General features: G+C 60.2%; 16 protein-coding genes. 8 read left to right on the forward strand and 8 right to left on the reverse strand.

Annotation, left to right across the window (positions count from 1 at the left end; all coding sequences use genetic code 11):
• Positions 1-3: 3 nt before the first annotated feature.
• A complete protein-coding gene (locus IEW17_RS09295; RefSeq protein WP_188561770.1) occupies positions 4-564 on the forward strand; it encodes a hypothetical protein in 561 nt (186 codons plus the stop codon).
• Between the two features lie 156 nt (positions 565-720).
• On the opposite strand, the gene IEW17_RS09300 is transcribed toward IEW17_RS09295, so the two are convergent.
• Complete coding sequence (locus tag IEW17_RS09300; RefSeq protein ID WP_262891825.1) at positions 721-2,112, reverse strand: UDP-N-acetylmuramate--L-alanine ligase; 1,392 nt, start codon at positions 2,110-2,112, stop codon at positions 721-723.
• 296 nt (positions 2,113-2,408) lie between these two features.
• On the opposite strand from IEW17_RS09300, the gene dnaB reads away from it, so the two are divergent.
• Together dnaB and IEW17_RS09310 are read left to right on the forward strand one after the other, a co-directional pair.
• A complete protein-coding gene (gene dnaB / locus IEW17_RS09305; RefSeq protein WP_229748920.1) occupies positions 2,409-4,025 on the forward strand; it encodes a replicative DNA helicase in 1,617 nt (538 codons plus the stop codon).
• 97 nt (positions 4,026-4,122) lie between these two features.
• Positions 4,123-4,890 carry a sulfite exporter TauE/SafE family protein gene (locus tag IEW17_RS09310; protein ID WP_188561771.1) on the forward strand — a complete coding sequence of 256 codons (768 nt, stop codon included), beginning with the start codon at positions 4,123-4,125 and terminating at the stop codon, positions 4,888-4,890.
• An 83-nt stretch (positions 4,891-4,973) separates the two neighbouring features.
• On the opposite strand, the gene IEW17_RS09315 is transcribed toward IEW17_RS09310, so the two are convergent.
• The 5 genes from IEW17_RS09315 to IEW17_RS09335 form a co-directional block, all read right to left on the reverse strand.
• On the reverse strand, positions 4,974-7,433 hold the full coding sequence (locus IEW17_RS09315; RefSeq protein WP_308420611.1) for a TonB-dependent receptor domain-containing protein: 2,460 nt from the start codon (positions 7,431-7,433) through the stop codon (positions 4,974-4,976).
• Entirely contained in the window at positions 7,414-8,781 is a 1,368-nt protein-coding gene (locus tag IEW17_RS09320) for an HTTM domain-containing protein (RefSeq protein WP_188561773.1), read from the reverse strand. The genes IEW17_RS09315 and IEW17_RS09320 overlap by 20 nt, the downstream gene beginning before the upstream one ends.
• 131 nt (positions 8,782-8,912) lie before the next feature.
• On the reverse strand, positions 8,913-10,031 hold the full coding sequence (locus IEW17_RS09325) for an imelysin family protein (protein WP_188561774.1): 1,119 nt from the start codon (positions 10,029-10,031) through the stop codon (positions 8,913-8,915).
• An 88-nt stretch (positions 10,032-10,119) separates the two neighbouring features.
• On the reverse strand, positions 10,120-11,274 hold the full coding sequence (locus tag IEW17_RS09330) for a DUF4856 domain-containing protein (RefSeq protein ID WP_188561775.1): 1,155 nt from the start codon (positions 11,272-11,274) through the stop codon (positions 10,120-10,122).
• Positions 11,275-11,443: 169 nt separating this feature from the next.
• Positions 11,444-12,499, reverse strand: a complete 1,056-nt coding sequence (locus IEW17_RS09335) for an LLM class flavin-dependent oxidoreductase (RefSeq protein WP_188561776.1) — start codon at positions 12,497-12,499, stop codon at positions 11,444-11,446.
• Between the two features lie 143 nt (positions 12,500-12,642).
• Between IEW17_RS09335 and IEW17_RS09340 the strand changes: the two genes are divergently transcribed.
• Complete coding sequence (locus IEW17_RS09340) at positions 12,643-13,356, forward strand: dienelactone hydrolase family protein (RefSeq protein ID WP_188561777.1); 714 nt, start codon at positions 12,643-12,645, stop codon at positions 13,354-13,356.
• A 209-nt stretch (positions 13,357-13,565) separates the two neighbouring features.
• On the opposite strand, the gene IEW17_RS09345 is transcribed toward IEW17_RS09340, so the two are convergent.
• Both IEW17_RS09345 and IEW17_RS09350 read right to left on the reverse strand, forming a co-directional pair.
• Positions 13,566-14,594: a bile acid:sodium symporter family protein gene (locus tag IEW17_RS09345; protein WP_188561834.1), complete on the reverse strand. Its 1,029-nt coding sequence runs from the start codon at positions 14,592-14,594 to the stop codon at positions 13,566-13,568.
• Positions 14,595-14,703: 109 nt separating this feature from the next.
• On the reverse strand, positions 14,704-15,213 hold the full coding sequence (locus IEW17_RS09350) for a hypothetical protein (RefSeq protein ID WP_188561778.1): 510 nt from the start codon (positions 15,211-15,213) through the stop codon (positions 14,704-14,706).
• A gap of 179 nt (positions 15,214-15,392) precedes the next feature.
• Here IEW17_RS09350 and IEW17_RS09355 point away from each other — a divergent pair, with 179 nt between their 5' ends.
• From IEW17_RS09355 to IEW17_RS09370, 4 genes are all read left to right on the forward strand, one after another.
• Positions 15,393-16,439, forward strand: a complete 1,047-nt coding sequence (locus IEW17_RS09355) for an SDR family NAD(P)-dependent oxidoreductase (protein ID WP_188561779.1) — start codon at positions 15,393-15,395, stop codon at positions 16,437-16,439.
• Positions 16,440-16,531: 92 nt separating this feature from the next.
• Positions 16,532-16,888, forward strand: a complete 357-nt coding sequence (locus IEW17_RS09360; protein WP_188561780.1) for a hypothetical protein — start codon at positions 16,532-16,534, stop codon at positions 16,886-16,888.
• Positions 16,889-16,896: 8 nt separating this feature from the next.
• On the forward strand, positions 16,897-17,397 hold the full coding sequence (locus IEW17_RS09365; RefSeq protein WP_188561781.1) for a hypothetical protein: 501 nt from the start codon (positions 16,897-16,899) through the stop codon (positions 17,395-17,397).
• The gene (locus IEW17_RS09370; protein WP_188561782.1) at positions 17,369-18,226 is read left to right on the forward strand and encodes a tetratricopeptide repeat protein; all 858 of its coding nucleotides are present in this window, start codon (positions 17,369-17,371) and stop codon (positions 18,224-18,226) included. Before IEW17_RS09365 ends, IEW17_RS09370 begins: the two co-directional genes overlap by 29 nt.
• Positions 18,227-18,340 lie beyond the last annotated feature (114 nt).

Here is an 18,340-nt window from a genome sequence, read left to right on the forward strand (position 1 = left end):
CCAATGAAATTCCTTCCTCGCGTTCTGGGCTTGGGCCTGCTGAGCCTGCTGGTGCTACTGCTGGCCATGTCGTGCGAAACGACCAAGCCGGCCACCAACGAATTCGGCAGCCCCAACCGCATCAAGGGCGAGGCAATCGCGGCGCCCGAGAGCCGGCAAATTGTGCATTTCACCGACAGCTCCACCGAGTACATCACGCCGCGCAACGAGCTGGCCAGAGCCTTCATCCGGCAGTTTGGCGACGGCACGGTGATTGATAAAATCCAGGTTCGCAAGGCCCCCGGCGACGTGGGCGCGGCGGTGAGCTACTACCTCATTGGCATGGGCCTGCGCAACGGCGCGTTTCGGGCCATGGCCCTGCCCCTGAGCAGCGGTGGCGACAACACCTTCTACCTGCGCCCCAATGCCGAGCGCTACACCATCAGCGGCACGGGCTGCCCCATGTGCTTTTTCAACTTTGAGAACGGCCGCATCGTGGGCACCACCTGCGGCGAAAAAGTGGGCGGCAGCAACTGCGACCTGAAAGTGGACAAGAACAACTCCCTCTTCGCCGCTATTCGATGAACACGCACAACAAATGGCTGCTGCGGGCCGCCCTCACCGCTTTGGCCCTGCTCATTACGACCGATAAGAAACGGCTACCACTGCCTCCAACGCCAAAAAAGCCCGCTGCATAGCGGGCTTTTTTGGCGTTTATCACTAAATCAATCAGGGCGGCTACTAGCCGGCAACCTCTGCCGCCAGCGCCACCAAATCCATCCCGTCGAACGTGCCCGACGACATAAGCAGCAGGTTGGTGTTGGCCCCAGCTTGGCTGCGCAGGAAGGCAGCCAGCTCGGCGCTGTCGGTAATCACCCGGATGTCGGGGCGCTGAAAGGCTTCGGCCACAGTGGCGGCGGCCAGCGGCGGCAGGCGCTTATGGGCCAGCACTTGGGGGTTGAAGTAGACCACGGCCACGTCGGGCGCATCGAAGCAGTGCGCGTACTGCGGCAGGAAATCCGGGTTGAGGCTGCTGAAGGTGTGCAACTCCAGGCAGGCCACCATGCGACGCTGCGGAAACTGCTTTTTCAGGGCCGTGGCCGTGGCTTTGAGCTTGCTGGGCGCGTGGGCGAAATCCTTGTACACCACGGAGGTAGCGCCGGCTTTCAGTAGCTCCAGGCGCCGCGCCGCGCCGGGAAACGACTCTACCGCTTTGAAAAAGTTCTTACCCTTGATACCGAGCTGCTTGCACACCTCCTTGGCGGCCGAGATATTGCGCAGGTTGTGCTCGCCAAACACCTGCACAGGCACCTCCTCGTCTTTTTTATTGAGCAGGAATGTTTTACCATCCCGAATCACGTGCTCGTGCGGGCCGTAGCCGATATAGGTCACATCGGGGCTGGTGGGCACGGCGATGAGCTGGGTCTGCTCGTCGTCGCGGTCGTAGATGAGCACGCCGGCCTTGGGCGTCATATTGGCGAAAATGCGGAACTGCTCGCGGTAAATTTCCTCGGTCGGAAATACGTTGATGTGGTCCCAGCTGATGCCCGAAATCACGCCGATATGGTGCTGGTAGAGGTGGAACTTGGGTCGCCGGTCCACCGGCGACGACAGGTACTCATCGCCCTCAATGATGATGATGGGCGCGTCGTCGGTGAGCTGCACCATCAAATCGAACCCCGCCAGCTGGGCCCCCACCGCGTAGTCGAACTTGCGGCCGTGGTAGCGCAGCACGTGCAGAATGCAGGCCGTGATGCTGGTTTTGCCGTGCGAGCCACCGATGACGATGCGCTGCTTGTCGCGGCTGGCCTCGTAGATATACTCAGGGAAAGAGTACACTTTCAGGCCCAGCTCCTGGGCGCGCAGCAGCTCGGGGTTGTCGGGCCGGGCGTGCATACCCACAATCACGGCCGACAAGTCTGGGGTGATGCGGGCCGCATCCCAGCCCTCCTGCGTGGGCAACAGGCCGGCGGCGGCGAGGCGGCCGGCCGCAGGCTCAAAAATCTCGTCGTCGGAGCCCGTGACGTGGGCCCCGCGCCGGTGCAGGGCCAACGCCAGGTTGTGCATAATGCTGCCGCCCACCGCAATCAGGTGGATGGATTCGGGTTGCGGATTACGGGTTGATGACTCCAAAATATTGATTTTCAGTTATGCTATGTCAGTTTTCAGAACCTCACAGGCTGGCGTGAAGGTGCTCGCAGGCAAGTGCCGGATACCAGCGCCTGACAGCTAATCCCTGACAACAGGAAAGGGCCGCGAAAGTACAAAATCCCGGCCGTCGCCGCCATTCCATACTGAAAAGAAACGACTGATGCACCCAATCTTTTTCCGCCCCGGCGGGGTTAGCTTTGTGTAAATCGTGGGCTGTCCGGTTGCTCTTACAATTCCGGCCGGCTGTTTCCTGTTGCCCAAATACCTCTGTTTTAATTATGCCCGACCAAATGGACGACCGCCTGAAACAATCCGCTGCCCGAGCCAAAGCGGCCTGGGGCAATCGGGGCGGTAGCTCGGTCCCCTTCAATGCCAGCGCGGCCGGCAAGCTGCCGCCCCAGGCCCCCGAGCTCGAAATGGCCGTGCTCGGCGCCCTGATGCTGGAAAAAGATGCCCTCACCTCGGTAATTGACCTGCTCAAACCCGAGAGCTTTTACAAGGCCTCGCACAAGCTTATTTACGAGGCTATTATCCGGCTGTTTGACAAGTCGGAACCCATCGACCAGCTTACTGTGGTGCATGAGCTACGTGAGATGGGGTCTCTCGAAGCCGCCGGCGGACCGTTCGCCGTAGCCAGCCTCACGGCCAAGGTAAACTCGGCGGCCAACGTGGAATACCACGCCCGCATCATCACCGAATCGGCCATCAAGCGCGAATTGATTCGCATTTCGAGCGATATCCTGCGCGATGCTTACGAGGACACCACTGACGTTTTTAAACTGCTCGACGACACCGAATCTTCGTTGTTCGAAGTGTCTGAATCGAACATTCGAAAAAACTTCGACGACATGCGCAGCCTGATGGGCAAGGCCATCAAGCAGCTCGAAGAAAAGAAAAACCAGAAGGACGGGCTGACCGGCGTGCCCACCGGCTTCACGGCCCTGGACCGCGTCACGAGCGGCTGGCAACCCTCTGACTTAGTGATTATTGCCGCCCGGCCAGGTATGGGCAAAACAGCTTTTGTGGTTTCGGCCATGCGCAACGCGGCGGTGGAGTTCAAGCGCCCGGTGGCTATTTTCTCGCTGGAAATGTCCTCGCTGCAGCTCGTTAATCGTCTGATTTCGGCTGAGGCGGAGCTGGATTCCGACAAAATCAAAAAGGGCACGCTGGCCGACCACGAGTGGCAGCAGCTCAACCACAAAATTACCGACCTCTCGGCCGCCCCGATTTACATTGACGACACGCCGGCCCTGAGCATTCGCGAGCTGCGCACCAAGTGCCGACGCCTACGCTCGCAGAAGGACGTGCAGCTCATCATCGTAGACTACTTGCAGCTGATGAGCGGCAATACCGACGGCCGCGGCGGTAACCGCGAGCAGGAAATTGCCAGCATCTCGCGGGCCCTCAAGGGCATTGCCAAGGAGCTGAATGTGCCCGTACTGGCCCTCTCGCAGCTCTCGCGCTCGGTAGAAACCCGCGGCGGCGAGAAGCGCCCGCAACTGAGTGACCTGCGCGAATCGGGCTCCATCGAGCAGGATGCCGACATGGTAATCTTCCTCTACCGCCCCGAGTACTACGGCCTCGACCAGGACGCCGAAGGTAATTCGACGCAGGGCGTGGGCGAAGTCATCATCGCCAAGCACCGGAACGGCTCGCTCGAAACTGTGCAGCTCAAGTTCATCGGCCGCTTCACCAAGTTTGCCGACCTCGACAGCGAAGGCGGCGGCGGGTTCGACAGCAGCGGCTACCAGCCCAATGGCCTGCCCGCCAGCAACTTCGACAGCGAGCCCAGCAACTTTGCGCCAAACACCATCCGCCTGGGCTCGAAAATCAACGAGTCCCCCGTGCCATTTCCGAAGGGAAATATGAACAAGCACGAAGACCCGCCGTTTTGAGAATTAAAATTTGAGAATTAAAAGTTAAGAAAGGACCGTTCCGAATCCGAGCGGCTCATTTTTGATTTTTAATTCTCAATTTTTTAATTAATCATTTATGACCTTAGTGCTGCTCTGTCTGTTTGCCTTTCTGGCCGGGTTTATTGATGCTATGGTGGGCGGGGGCGGGCTTATTCAGCTGCCGGCTATGCTGCTGCTGCTGCCGGGGATACCGGTCCCTACAATACTGGGCACAAGCAAAGTAGCGGGCCTTTCGGGTACCGCGGTGGCTTTGCAGCGCTACCTTAGGAGCCCAACCAAGCTGGACATCCGCTGGCGCACGGTGGCAATCACGGCGCTGGTGGCGGGCGCTTTTGCGCTGCTGGGAGCGCGGGCGGTGAGCGGGCTGCACAAGGAAGCCGTGCGGCCGCTGGTGCTGGGGCTGCTGGTGCTCATGGCCATCTATACAGCCTGGCGCAAGGATTTTGGCAGCCTGCACGCCCCACGCCTGCACGGTAAGCGCGAAATTCTGACGGGCGTGGCCCTGGGCGCGGCACTGGGTTTCTACGACGGATTCTTTGGGCCGGGCACGGGCAGCTTGCTGCTGTTCGCCTTCGTGGGCTTGTTCGGCTACGACTTTATTGCCGCTTCGGCCTCGGCGAAGCTGGTGAACGTGGCCACCAACGTAGTAAGCCTCGCCTTCTTTGCCAGCACCGGGCAGGTGCTGTATAAAGTGGCCCTGCCCATGGCCGCGTGCAACATGCTGGGCTCGACGCTGGGCGCGCGCATGGCCCTGCGGCGCGGTACCGGCTTCGTGCGGGTGCTATTTCTGGTCGTAGTCAGCGCTTTTATTCTAAAGTTGAGCTGGGAAACGTTCGGAGCGTAGAGACGCATAACTGCGTCTCACCGTTGAATAATCACGTTCAAACGAACCGGCTAAGACTGTTCAACAGTGAGACGCATGCGTCTCTACAGCTTCACCCCTACCGTGAGGAAATAGCTGCGGCCGTCCGACGGCAGGATGCCGGGACCGGGGTAGCCGGTGGCGCGGCGCGTGAAGTAGCGCGCATCGAGCAGGTTATTCACGCTGCCTTCCAGCTTGAGCCAGCGCCGCTCCCACGACACGGACGCATCGAAAACCTGGTAGGCCGGGATGGGGCCAATGACGGCCGACGGGCTGGTGGTTGACTCGTCGTTGGTGGCTTCGGCGAACTGCTGCGACAGGTACAGGAACTGCAGCGAGGCTTTAACCGGGCCGTAGCCGACACGGGTGCCGGTTTTCAGGTTTATGGCGGGCACGAACTCGACCTGATTACCTTCCACCAGCGGCAGCACGCTGCGCAGGTACTGGCTCCGAATCAGGGCTACGTTGCCGAAGGCCGACCACTGCCAGCGCGGGGCGGCCGGGGTGGCGGCGGGGTCCGGCGGCGGCGGCAGCAGCTCCGCTTCGCCGTAGGCTTCGAGGCCCACTATCAGGGCCTGGCCCACGTTCAGGCGGCGACGAAACGGATTGTCGAAAGCATCGTACTGCGTGATTTCGCCGATGCGGTTGTTGTAGTTCAGTGCGAACAGGCTCACGTCGTAGGTGAGCACGCCGGGGGTTTCGCCGCGCAGGCCCAGGTCGGCCGAGAAACCGGTTTCGTCCTGCAGGTTAGGGTCGATGACGGACGAGGGATTCACAATCTGCATGTCGCTGAACGTGATGGAGCGGTAGTTCTGCGAGAGGTTGGCATAGAGCTCGCGCCGCTCGCTGGGCTTGTAGCTCAGGCCCAGGCCGCCCAGCAGGAAGCCGCGCGGGTTTAGGCGGTTCTCGTTCTGCCGGTTGATTTGGGTGATGTTGCCGGCCAGGTCGCGGAACACGGCGTCGAGCACGCCGTCGGCCTGGGTGCGGATGTACTCGTAGCGCACGCCCGGCGTGATGGAAACCTTGTCGCTCAGGTAGAAGATGTTTTCGGCGAACACGGCCACGTTTTGGTTGGGAAACCGGTAGTCGGAATAGTTGCGGGTGCTGGCAAACTTATCCGGCTCCACGAAGCGAAAATCGGCCCCGCGCCCGGCTGGCCCAAAGCCCTGGATACTATGCGTAGTGCCCCGGTAGAGGCGCGTGCCCAGCAGCAGCACGCCGTCTTTGCCGGCCAGCTGATAACGGTTCAGGAAGCGGGCTTCGAGGCCGTAGTTGCGGAAAGCACCGTCGATGAGGTCGCGGCCGATGTAGTCCTCGTCGGGCCGGCTCACCACGTTGGGGCGGAAGCCCAACGACTGGCGCGCGGCCACCAGCCCGAAGGCCATCAGGTTCACGTTGGAGCGGGCGTTGAGCTTCCAGTCGGCATTCACGTTGAACAGGTTCCAGTCGACGGCGAACCAGTTGCGGGCGCGGTTCGACTGGCGGGCATCCTGCCGAAACTGCGCGTCGTTGAGGCCGCCGGGCTGCTGGGCCAGGTAGTCCATGTGCGTCACCTGCACGCCGGCTTTCAGGTTTTCGGTAAACTGGTAGCGCACGTCGGCGTAGGCGGTTTTACTCTCGTACTGCGAGTTAGGCCGCCAGCCGTTGCCGCGCTTGTACTGCGCAAACGTGTAGTAGCTGAGCTTGCCCACCGTGCCGCTCACACTATTGAAGGAGTTGAAAAACCCGAACGAGCCCACCGTTTGGCGCGAAGTCACGGCCGCTTTGCGGTCGGGCTCCGGGCTGCGCATCTCGAAGTTAAGCAGGCCGCCAAACTGGGTGCCGTACTGCAGCGAAGCGGCCCCGCGCACCAACTGAATGCGCTTCACGGCCTCGGTTGGCGGCGTGTAATAGCTTTCGGGGTAGCCCAGGGCATCGGCCGAAATGTCGTAGTTGTTCTGCCGCACGTTGAAGTTGCTGGTGCGGTTGGGGTCGAGCCCACGCCCGCCGATGCTGAGCTGCAGGCCGCCGCCGTCGTTCTCCCAGATGTTGAGGCCCGGCACCCGGGCGTACACCTGGCGGGCGTTGTTGGTAGCCAGGTTGGCCACCAGGTTTTCGGGCACGATGACTTCCGACTTTTTGGCGGCGAAAATGGCCGTGCCCTCCACCTCACGCAGCCGCGTCTGGCCAAACGTGGTTTGCGGAGCGGCCACCACCACTTCTTTCAGGGTCGTCTGGTCGCGGCGGGTCAGCTCAAAGCTGAAGCCATCGGCGGGCAGCGTCACGGTGATGCTGAACGGCAGGTAGCCCAGCGCCGATACCAGCACCGACTGCGGACCGGCCGCTAGCCCGCTCACCTCAAAGCGCCCCGTGCTGTCGGTGAGCACCGCACGGTTCAGGCTACGGACGAATACCTCACCGCCCACCACGGGCTGGCCGCCGCTAGCCACCTGCACCCGGCCGCGCAGGATTTCCTGGGCGTGGGCGGCAAAGCCGGACGACAACAAAAACAGCAGCAACAGGGCTTTATAAACCGGTAATCTCATCATTAAAAGGTAAAATCCACGGCTTGGGCGCGAAGCCCTCGGCTTGGCGGGCCAGGTCCACGGTGGGGTCGATGTAGGCCTGACCGAGGCGGCCGTTCAGGCTCACGTAGGCATCAGCGTAAACTTGGGGGTTGCGCACGCCCTGACGGGCGTAGTAAGCGCGCAGGTAGTGCGCAAACTGCAGCATCATGTCGGGCTGAGTGGCCATCATCTTTTCCTGCAAAACGCTCAGGTGCTCGCTGTTATTCACCAGCCGGGCGCGGCCGGTGGCGGCATCCACCACCTTAAACTGCACTTGGCCCAGCTTCTCCATGAGCATCACGCGCCACGAAAACCGGTAGCCTTCTTCGGTCCAGAACAGCTCGCGCGGGTACAACCAGTAGCGTAGCGGGGCCAACAGCTGCACCATGAAAAACAGGGCGAAACCGATAAGCAGTGCCAGCCGCACGCGGGGCCGGTACACCAGTGGCGCGGCCGGCCGGGCAGCCGGTGCCGCAAAGCGCAGCAGCCGCCGCGCCCCTTCCAGCAGCCGCTCATGGGAGTCGGCCGGGAAAAACACCAGTGCCGCCACTATCATCACGTAGGGAAACATCCCGATGGGAAACAGAATGGCCGTGAGCACATGAAACACTACCACCGCCGCGTAGGCGTAGGGCCGCGTCAGGCGGTTTAGCAGAAAAAACGGCACCGTGAGGTCGTAAACCGCCCCGAACCAGCTGAACACGTAGGCCGTGGCGGGGTAGTTGAACAGGAAGCCCACCAGCGGTAGGTCATTTTTGGCGGGCAACCAGATGCGCAGCGGCGCGGCCGCCAGCAGCCAGTCGGAGTTGAGCTTGGCCAGGCCCGCGTACACATACACGATGCCCACGAGCAGCCGCAGGGCATCCACGGTCCAGCGCGGCACCCGGTCGTGCCAACGGGCCGGCCGACGGACGGCATCCACCGAATGAGAAGCATCGGCGGGTAAAAAAACCAGCAGCAGCGCTACCAAACTCACAAAATAGTAGTGGTTGAGGTAGGTGCTTTTGTCCATCAGCTCGATGTAGGTGAAGCTCAGGAACAGACCCACCGCAGCCGGGCGGTAGTGCCAGCCCAGCGCCACCAATAGCGCGCACCCACCGCACACGGCAAACAGCGCGTAGGTGTACGGCCCCAGCGGCTTGATGAAATCCAACCCGTAGTACGGGAAGAAAAACTTCGGCTGTATGTACAGTTCCGCAATCCAGCCCTTGGCCCAAAAACGCACGACGCTGGCCAGTATCAGCAGGCCAAAGGCCATGCGGAATACGGCCAGCGGCGCGGGAGAAATATACGTCAGGAAATAGCGCGGCTGCGATTCTTCTGCCATTGAAGCTGTTTAGAAATTCGTTTGAACGTCATGCTGAGCTTGTCAAAGCATCTCTACCGCTCCGTTGTAATCAGTTGAATTAGTTGCGCGGTAGAGATGCTTCGACAAGCTCAGCATGACGTTCTCAATGACTAATCCCCGTCGTTGTCCACGTAGGTCACGGTCACACTCATGGCCGAGGTCATGTCCACTTTCAGCAGACGCACCGCGCGCTGCATCTCGGCGAAGGCCTGGGTGGCGGCAGTATTCCGCGTTTGAATGGTGGTGTACAAGTCCGGTCCAAGGCTGGCTAGCTGCTGGGCGGCAGTACCGAATTGCGCGTTAATAATCTGGACCAGCGACTGACCGGTGCGGCTATCCTTGGCCCCCAGTGCATCGAGGTAAGTCTTGAGAGAGGGCTGGCCGGCGCGGCCGTTGAAGGCGTTTTGCACGGCCGCATGGGCCGCTACGGCTAGCTGCAACGGCAACTCGCGGCGGTAGTAGTAGGCCTCAATTTTATCGGGCGCAGCCGTGCCCGTCATGGCTCCGGCGGGAATGCCGATTTTGCCGGAGCGCAGAAAATGCTCGTAGTGCCGCGAGAACGCGTTCACCGCCAGCGAGAGCGAGCTGCCCGCGTTGGTACCGGTGCTGCCGATAAACGTGGCGCGATACGAGCCGTTCCACTGCCCCTGCACGCCGGTGAAAAGCTGGTCCATCTTGCCCACCACATCGGTGAGGTAACGGCGCTGGTTGGGCGTGGCGGTGTAGCTCTGCACGATGGCCGCGTCATCGGCCCCAATGCCGTTCAGCAGGTAATCCAGAGCCGGAAAGCCCTGCTGGGGGATAGCCACCGATAATTCAAAATTGTAGGTACCCGATGCGATGTTCTGGCGAATGCCAGCCGCGTCGGTAGGATAAATATTGAAATGGTTGACGAGCGAAACATCGGCCGCCGGGCCAAATTCAAACATTTCCACTTTCTGCCACTCCAGATAAGCCTCGCGCCAGGCCTGCCGGGCGCTCTGCAGGCCGGCCACGGTGGGCGCGGCGGTGAAGGCAGCGGTCTGGGTTTTCAGCACCGTCAGCTTGCCGCCGAAGGCTTGGTAGCCCGGCTTCACCAGGTTGTCGGCCCATTCCGTGAGCAGGGCAGCACGGTTCAGGTCGGTGGTGCCGGTAGCCGTATCCGGGCCTTCTGTCGTTTTTTTGCAGCTGGAAACAACTCCGCCGGCGAGGACCATCGACAACGAGAAGAGCAAAATCGACTTTTTCATACTACGGATTGAAATGTGACAGCAACCCAACCGGGGCATCGATGCAAGGTTGCGTCGCTGCCCCGGTTGGGCCGACTCAGGCAGTTGCTTAGAGCGAAAATTTGGTGTTAATGGCGGCGATAGCCGCATCAGCTTGGGCGTTGGTGAGGCTCCAGCCTCCCTGAGCTCCCGAGGTCAGGCCATTCAATACGGAATCAGCCCAAGCGGTATCGGCCCCGGCTTTGGTGCAGAACCGCAACGAGTAAACAAACCCGATGCCTTCCCCCAAGGCGTGGACCTTCACGGCAGGGTCGGCAGCGGCTTTCCAGTTTGCCAGGTAAGACACTGCGGATTTGGCAATGGTCCGCTCCAACTCGGTGCGGATAATGTCGGCCTGCGCCCGCAGGGTCGCTTCGTCATTGTTGACAATGGCGGCACGGCCTTTCAGCAAAGCCAGGTACACGCCGGGCGAGGCCGGGCCGTTTTTCTCGTTCAGGTAGCCGGCCAGGAACCGCTCGCGGGGTGTGAGGGCAATGTCCGTCGTCATAATGGCGTTGGTCGTGAGGTAGCCGTAGGCCATATCCCAGTTGTGCTCGCGCGCCGAGTAGAGCCTGCCCTCCATCACCTTACCATTTTCGGCGGCCAGGGAATTGTTGGTCAGGAGCACATTGCCAATCTGGTCGAGCAGCAGCGCGCCGAGCAGGGCTTTCTGAATAACCTGATTGGGCTCGAAACCACGAGCATCGACCAGGTAGCGGCCCACGCGGCCGGCGTTGCCGGGCGTGGCCGGCCGGTTCACCGACTGGCTGGCCGTAGCCAGGTTGGCCAGCTGGCCGTCGATGTAATTGCGGACGATAGTGGCGTTAGCGTCCGAAAATGAGGCCGCCGTTTTGTCACGCAGCTGCACACCCGGTGCGTTCAGGGCTGGGGCGACAAAAGGAGCATTGGTGTTGGCGTAGAGGTTGCGCAGCCGAGCCAGGTCGAGCGTGGCGGGCGCAGCGGGCGCGGCCACCGTGGCCATGTAGCTATTCAGCTCAGTGAACATATCGAGCCGGGTAGCCGCCACCCCCAAGTCTACCGTAGCGGCCCCGTAGGCATCCTTAAAGGAAGTGGTGTAGGACGAAGCCGCCGTGATGGTGGCGTAGTCAATTTTGGCACGCAGGGCCGAGGCCGGGGCCGGAATGGCTTCATCGTCTTTGCTGCAGGAAGTGAAACCAAGGACGGCAACAAATAATCCGAAGGAGGTGCGGCTAAAGGTGTTCATGTTGATAAAGAGAGCAGAAGAACTAGGGGGAAAACACCCCAACAGCTGGGGCACTTTCTTGTTTAGAATCGTTCTAAACTGCTGCAAAGGTAAAGTCTATTTAGAATCGTTCCAAATAATATTGCCCCAAGTTTTCATCTTTCCATAAGAATATCTGACATTGCCTTCTTTAGAAAACAACTACTTGTTGTTCACGCAATTTGCCCATTGATTCAAGCTCGAAAGCTTCCGCCAGCAGCTCGTAGGAGCGCAACCGGTCCTGAAAATCGGCGGTGATGGTGACGGCGGTGATTTCGTCTACATCATATTCGGCGGCCATTTTGGTGAGCTGGGCGTGTACCTGGGCGGGCGTGCCGCTCACCACCCGGTTGCGGTTGAAAACCAGGTGGGCCTGGTCTTGGGCGGTAAACTGGTAGGCCGCTACCTCCTCGGTGCTCGGGAACGTGCCGCGCTCACCCTTGCCGAAGCGCAGCAGCATGAGGTCCATGGCGGCGCGCAACTCTTGAGCTTTTGCCTCCGTGTCGGCACAAATCAGGAATACGGCCACATTGGCCAGCGGCGCGGCCAGCTCTTTACTGGGCCGGAACCGCTCGCGGTACTGGCGCACGGCTGCCGGGCCGCCGTTACCATTAATAAACTGCGCAAACGAAAACGCCATGCCCAGGTGCGCGGCAAACAAGCCGCTCTGGCCGCTGGAGCTCAGCAGCCATAGCTCGGGCGAAGTCGGCGCTTGGGGAGCGGCCATCACCTGCTCGTGAATGGTGTCGGGCACTTTATCATCGCGCAGGTAGGCCTGCAGGTCCAGGAGCTGCTCCACAAAATCCTGCTCGTTGAAGGTGTTGCTGGGGTTGAGCGCGTGGGCCGTGAGGCGGTCGCCACCGGGGGCGCGGCCCATGCCCAGGTCGATGCGGCCGGGAAACAGGTTTTCTAGCAGCCGGAAACTCTCGGCCACTTTCAAGGCGCTGTAGTGGGGCAGCATCACGCCACCCGAGCCCAGGCGGATGCGCTGGGTCTGGCCGCCGAGGTGGGCAATGAGCACTTCGGGCGCGGAACCAGCCAGGGCGTCGCTATTGTGGTGCTCGCTCACCCAAAAGCGGGTGTAGCCAAGACGGTCGGCCAACTGGGCCAGCTCCACGGTTTCGAGCAGGGCCTGCCGGGCGGTGCTGCCGGGCCGGATGGGGGACTGGTCGAGCACGTTGAGGCGGATTTGGGGGGAGGAATTCATAGCTATGAGAAGGGAACAAGGTGCATAACCAGCCGCCAGGCCTTCCGGTTCGAGTGCGCCAACGCCGGCCCGGCCGGCTACCCGCGCCAATGAACAATTGCCGGCTCAGCTGTTATGCACCGAACTATCTCCCTTTCCCTTCGATGAGCGACCAGAATTTTGTTACCCTCGCCGTGGCCGACGGCACCGAAATGCGCGCCTACACGGCTTTCCCTAGCAGCACCGGCCCGGTGCCGGGCATCATATTGCTGCAGGAAGCCTTTGGCGTCAACCACCACATTCGCAGCGTGGCCGACCGGCTGGCGGCGGCTGGCTACGCCGTGATTGCCCCCGAGCTATTCCACCGCACGGCCGCACCGGGCTTGGAAATCGCCTACTCGGATTTCGCCAACGGGGCCATGCCGCACTACATTGCCATCAATGACGAGGACCTGACCACCGACCTGCAGGCTTCTTTCGATTGGTTGCAAACCCAGGCACTGGTGAAAGCCGACAAAATCGGCAGCATCGGCTTTTGCCTGGGCGGGCGGGTGGCGTTTCTGGCCAATGCCGTGCTGCCGCTGGCGGCGGCCGTATCCTACTACGGCGGCGGCACCCACACTATCGCCGACCGCGCCAAGGACCTGCACGCTACGCACCTGTTTTTCTGGGGCGGGCTCGATGAGCACATCGGCAAAGACCACATTGCTGAAGTAATCGACGCCGTGGAGGCGGCCCACAAGCCCTACCTCAACACCATTATTTCCTACGCCGACCACGGATTTTACTGCGACGAGCGGCCCAGCTACAACGCCGCAGCCGCGGCCGAAGCCTGGGCGCTGACGCTGGCGTTTTTGGGCGAGAAACTGGATAAGTAGGCCTGCTGCGAGCCCTGAGGCGCAAAACCTCACCCCCGGCCCCTCTCCCCAGGAGAGGGGAACCTAATAAGAAAAGCAACCAGAATGCCCGATTCTTAATAGAATCGGGCATTCTTTGTTCAAAAAACCCACTCTAATGCGCCGCCGTGGCTCCCCTCTCCTGGGGAGAGGGGCCGGGGGTGAGGTTCTCCGCGTCAGGGCTCGTAGCATTAAGCCGTTGCTATCACCGGTTCCGCCACGGCTTGCCGGCCAAAATACTGCGCCATGCTGCTGGCCAGCACAATTTGCAGGGCATGATAGAGCATTAGCGGCAGCAGAATCAGACCCGTGGCGGCGCTGGCGGGAAAGAGCAGGCTGGCCATCACGCTGCCATGCACCAATGATTTTTTGGAGCCGCAGAACACGGCCACAATCTGGTCGGCGCGGGGGAATCTCAGCGCCCGGCTCAGGCCCCAAATGATGCCGAAAACCAACAGGTACAGCGCCACCATGCCCACGCCCAGCTTGAAAATATCGGCGGGCCGGTAGCTGGTGAAGATGCCATCGGCAAAGGAATCGCAGAAGGCCGTGAATACGATGAGCAGGATGGTAACCTGGTCGAAAATGCGCAGGCCGGCTTTGTGCCGCTCGGCGAAGGCGTTGAAGCGGGAGTTGAGCAGTATCCCTGCTCCTACTGGCAGCACCACTTGCCACAGCAGCTGCACCGCCAGGCCCCACAGCTGCCCACCGCCCGCGCTGGTGTGCAGCACCAGACTGGTGAGCAACGGGGTGATGATAATACCCAACAGACTCGAAATACTGGCGTTGAAGATGGCCGCCGGCAGGTTGCCGCCCGCAATGCTCACCATCACAACCGACGTGGACACGGTGCTGGGCAGCGCGCACAAAAAAAAGATACTCTGCCAAAGCGTCTCCCCACCTTCGGCCCCAAAAAACGGGTGCGCCAACAGCGCCAGCGCCGGAAACAGCCCGAACGTAGCCAGCTGCACCAGCGTGTGCAGTCGCCAGTTGCGCATGCCGGCCCGCAGCTTGGCAAAGCTCAGCTTCAAGCCATAAAAGAAGAATACCAGCGCTACTCCTATCGTCGCAATAGTTTTCCAGGGTACGGGGCTGGCTTTGCTGCCCAAGCCGGGCTGGAAATAGGCCAGCACGACCACGCCAATCAGCGCGAGCAGGAACCAGTCGAGGCCGGCGCGGGACAATAGGGCGGCAAAACGGTTCGGAGCAGGTTGGGTCATGAGGTTGGCATACGCCAGGGCTGGCGCTAATGGTGCGGTAAAGAGCACAAAAAAGCGCCAGATTCTTAGAACCTGGCGCTTTGAAAGTAAGATTATCGCGTGCTGTGCGCTACTGGTCGCCGCCCGCGCCACCGCCCAGGCCGGGAGCAGAGTTACCCTGCACGCCCTGCACGTTGGGCACTCCCATTTTCTCCTCGCGCTTGCGCTGGTACTTATTGAATTGAGTCGGGGTCAGCACGTCCTTGATGGCGGACAGTCGCGAACTGCCAGCGCTTTCCACAATGCCGGCCAGCTTGCGCGGGTCACCCTTGTAGCGCATCCGGCCCGACTCGACCTGCTCCACGGCCCGACGGTTGATGACGCGCACCTTTTCCGTTTGCTGGGGCGAAAGGCCCAGATTTTGCTGCATATTGGTGGTAAGGGCGTTGGCCTTTGCATCAATCACCGCATCCGAAGGCGCGGTCATCGGTGTTTCGGCCGGCCGCGCAACCTTGGTTTTCACGCCGGGCTGGCTCACGGGCTTCACCTTGGTTTTGACAATGGCGGTGGCAGGGGCCTGCGCCAACCCGGCCGGCGCGGTACCCAACAACAGCACAGAAAAAAGCAACAACAATTTCATAGGAACAGGGAATTACAGAAAAAAGCCGGCGGCGAACGCGGCGCAAATATCGGCTGAAAACCGAACCAGCCAGCCTGGCAACGCGGTCCAAACCACGTTTCGTGCCACTGATAGTCGAAAAAGCGGGCTTTCGCCCTCCATTGTGAAACCTTTGTATAGCTTTTGCCTTATTACTGACCATGAAAAACGCCAATCGCTCGAAAACCAATTGGCTGCTGGCCGCCGGCCTTGGGGCCGCCGCCCTGGCCGCAACCATATGGGGCAACCGCCGCGGCTCCTACGACCTGAGCCGCCGCGTGGTGCTCATCACCGGCGGCTCGCGCGGGCTGGGCCTCGTGCTGGCCCGCCAGGCCGTGGCCGAGGGGGCCCGCGTGGCCATCTGCGCCCGCGACGAGGCCGAGCTGGCCCGCGCCCGTCAGGACTTGCTCATGGCCGGCGCGGCCGAAGCCGACGTGCTCACCCTTTCCCGCGACCTCACCAACGAAGTGGAGGTACGCACCATGGTGGCCGAAGTCGAAACCCGCCTCGGGCCGATTGATGTGCTCGTAAACAATGCCGGTATCATCACCGCTGGCCCGTTGGACAACATGGACGTGCGCGATTTTGAGGATTCCATGGCCATGCACTTCTGGGCTCCGCTGCACGCCATGCTGGCCGTGCTGCCCAGCATGCGCCAGCGTGGCGCGGGCCGCGTCGTAAATATTTCGTCGCTGGGCGGCAAGGTGGCCCTGCCCCACATGGCGCCGTATAGTGCCAGCAAATTTGCTCTGGTGGGCCTGTCCGAAGGCTTCCGGGCCGAGCTGCGGCAGCACGGCATTTCGGTGACTACCGTGTGCCCCGGCCTGCTGCGCACCGGCAGCGTTGGCCATGTCGAAGTGAAGGGCCAGCACGAAAAAGAATTTGCCTGGTTCAGCATCGCCGATTCGCTGCCCGGTTTCACGTTGAGCGCGGAGCAGGCCGCCCGCCAAATCTGGAATGCCTGCCGCCGCGGCGATGGCGAAGTCATCCTCTCGCTGCCCGCCAAATTCCTGGCCGCTTTCCACGGGCTGCTGCCCGGCACCACCACCGACATCCTGAGCTGGATGAACCGCGCCCTGCCGGCCACCGGCGAAAGCGCCGCCGCCAACGTGCGCCGCAAAGGCTACGACAGCGAGTCTGATATCACCCGCTCGCCCCTCACTGCCCTGAACCGCAAAGCCGCCGCGAAAAACAACGAGCTAGGGTAAACGCGAGTTTATCAGAATAAGGGTTTGGGCAGGAAGCAGTAAAGCCGGGCAATCACCAGCCCGTACATTCGGCACTTATTTCCCCACTGCCAATGTATCAACCCAAAATCATTCGCGTTTTCGCGCTAATTGCGATTGTCCTCTGCCTACTCGGTCTGGTAGGCAGCGGCATCATGATGATGCGGGCAAGCGGCATTTTCTTTCTGGGGGTGTTGTCTTGGGCGATTTTGCTGTGGGCCAGCATCATCGGATTCCAGCTCAGTAAGTATCCGCTTCAGGAAGACGAATACCGCAAAGTCGGGCTGCGTATTTATTTGATAATTGCATCCTTTGCTGTATTTATTTTCGCCAGCGTCTTAGTCGGATTAATTGTAGCGGTGGCCTTACTCTCGACACTTTGGGCCATGAAGAAGAATTACGACGAGTGGGACAACAAAACCACTCATTAATGTTGCGCATGCCAAAACAACAATTAAGGCAGATACTTACGCTGCTTTTTCTACTGCTGTATCTACCGGGCCACAGTCAAAATATCGTGTTGCCGGACGGGGAATATCTAGACACCACAACCGCCCGCAACCCAGCTTGCGCGAAAACTCCCTTCGTGGTCTATTTTAATGTAGATGGGAAATACCCACGTAGCTCAGCCACACTGGTCGAGGAAGCGAATTTATTTCTGCGGGGCAAAAACCAACGATACACTGGCAGCGGCTACATTACATTCCGGTTTTTGGTGGACTGCGCAGGCTACCGGCAACCCAAAACGGAAGTACTGCAAACCGATGCTTCCTATCAGAAAATTCACTTCCGCAAAGAATTGGTGAATGAATTATATGCCTTCCTGAAAACGCTGACGAGCTGGCAAATGGCCACCCTTCCGAACGGCGCATCAACGAATTACTACACGTATTTAACCTTCAAAATAAGCAATGGGAAAGTCGTGGCCGTTATTCCTTAGCTTACTGGCAATGGCGCAGCTAGGGCATTGCCAAAAACCGGTTGCGGTGATAACGGACCCCAATTGCGGCAGCAAGCAATACCAAGACAGTCTGGTTGCCAAATACCTTGACCGCGGCGCGCACACCATCAGCTACCTGAGTCCGAAGTGGGCCCTGTATTGCGACAGCCTGATTGCGGCCTGCCCCAACATCGCCTACGCGTATCAACAGAAGGCCATGCCGCTCATCAAGTGCGGCGATTATGCCAAAGCTTTTCCCCTCGTAGACAAAGCCGTGGCACTGGATGCGAACCGCTGGCTGGCTTACCGAGGATTTCTCAAATGTATTTTTACCAAAGATTACGCCGGGGCAATTATCGATTTTCAGCGGGTAGCTAAACTCAAGCCCAACGGTCGGGAAATGGACCACACCTATGCGTTTTATGAGGGCTTGTGCGAGATGGAAACGGGTAATTATAAACGGGCGGAGGCAGCGTTCAACTACGACATGCTGCTGCAGCGCGGAACTACCGGACAGGGCGAAATTCATTTCAATTCACTGTGCTACGCTGGTATTTTGGCACTAAAAAGAGAGCAGTACGCGCAAGCCCAATCGTATCTGGAGCGGTGCCTGAAAATGTATGCGCAGCACCCCGAAGCCAATTATTATGTAGCCCTGGTCTACCGGGCCCAAGGCCAGGAGGCTTTAGCTATGCAGCACTTTAATGCCTCCCAACGGGCATTGATTGGCGGCTACCGGTTGAATGAAGACAACATATTTTACGCCAATTACCCTGGTCAGATAACGGAATACGAGGTAGTACAAGCGTTGAAGCAACGTGGAAACTAATTCCAACTACTTTACTAATTGGCGGTGTTTCTAACGCGTCAGAAACACCGCGGGCGCATTGGATTAGCACGCTGCTGGTGCCGCTGATTGGCTTGGAGCCTGTGTGTTTAGGGC

The organism is Hymenobacter frigidus (genome assembly GCF_014640435.1).
GTDB lineage: Bacteria > Bacteroidota > Bacteroidia > Cytophagales > Hymenobacteraceae > Hymenobacter > Hymenobacter frigidus.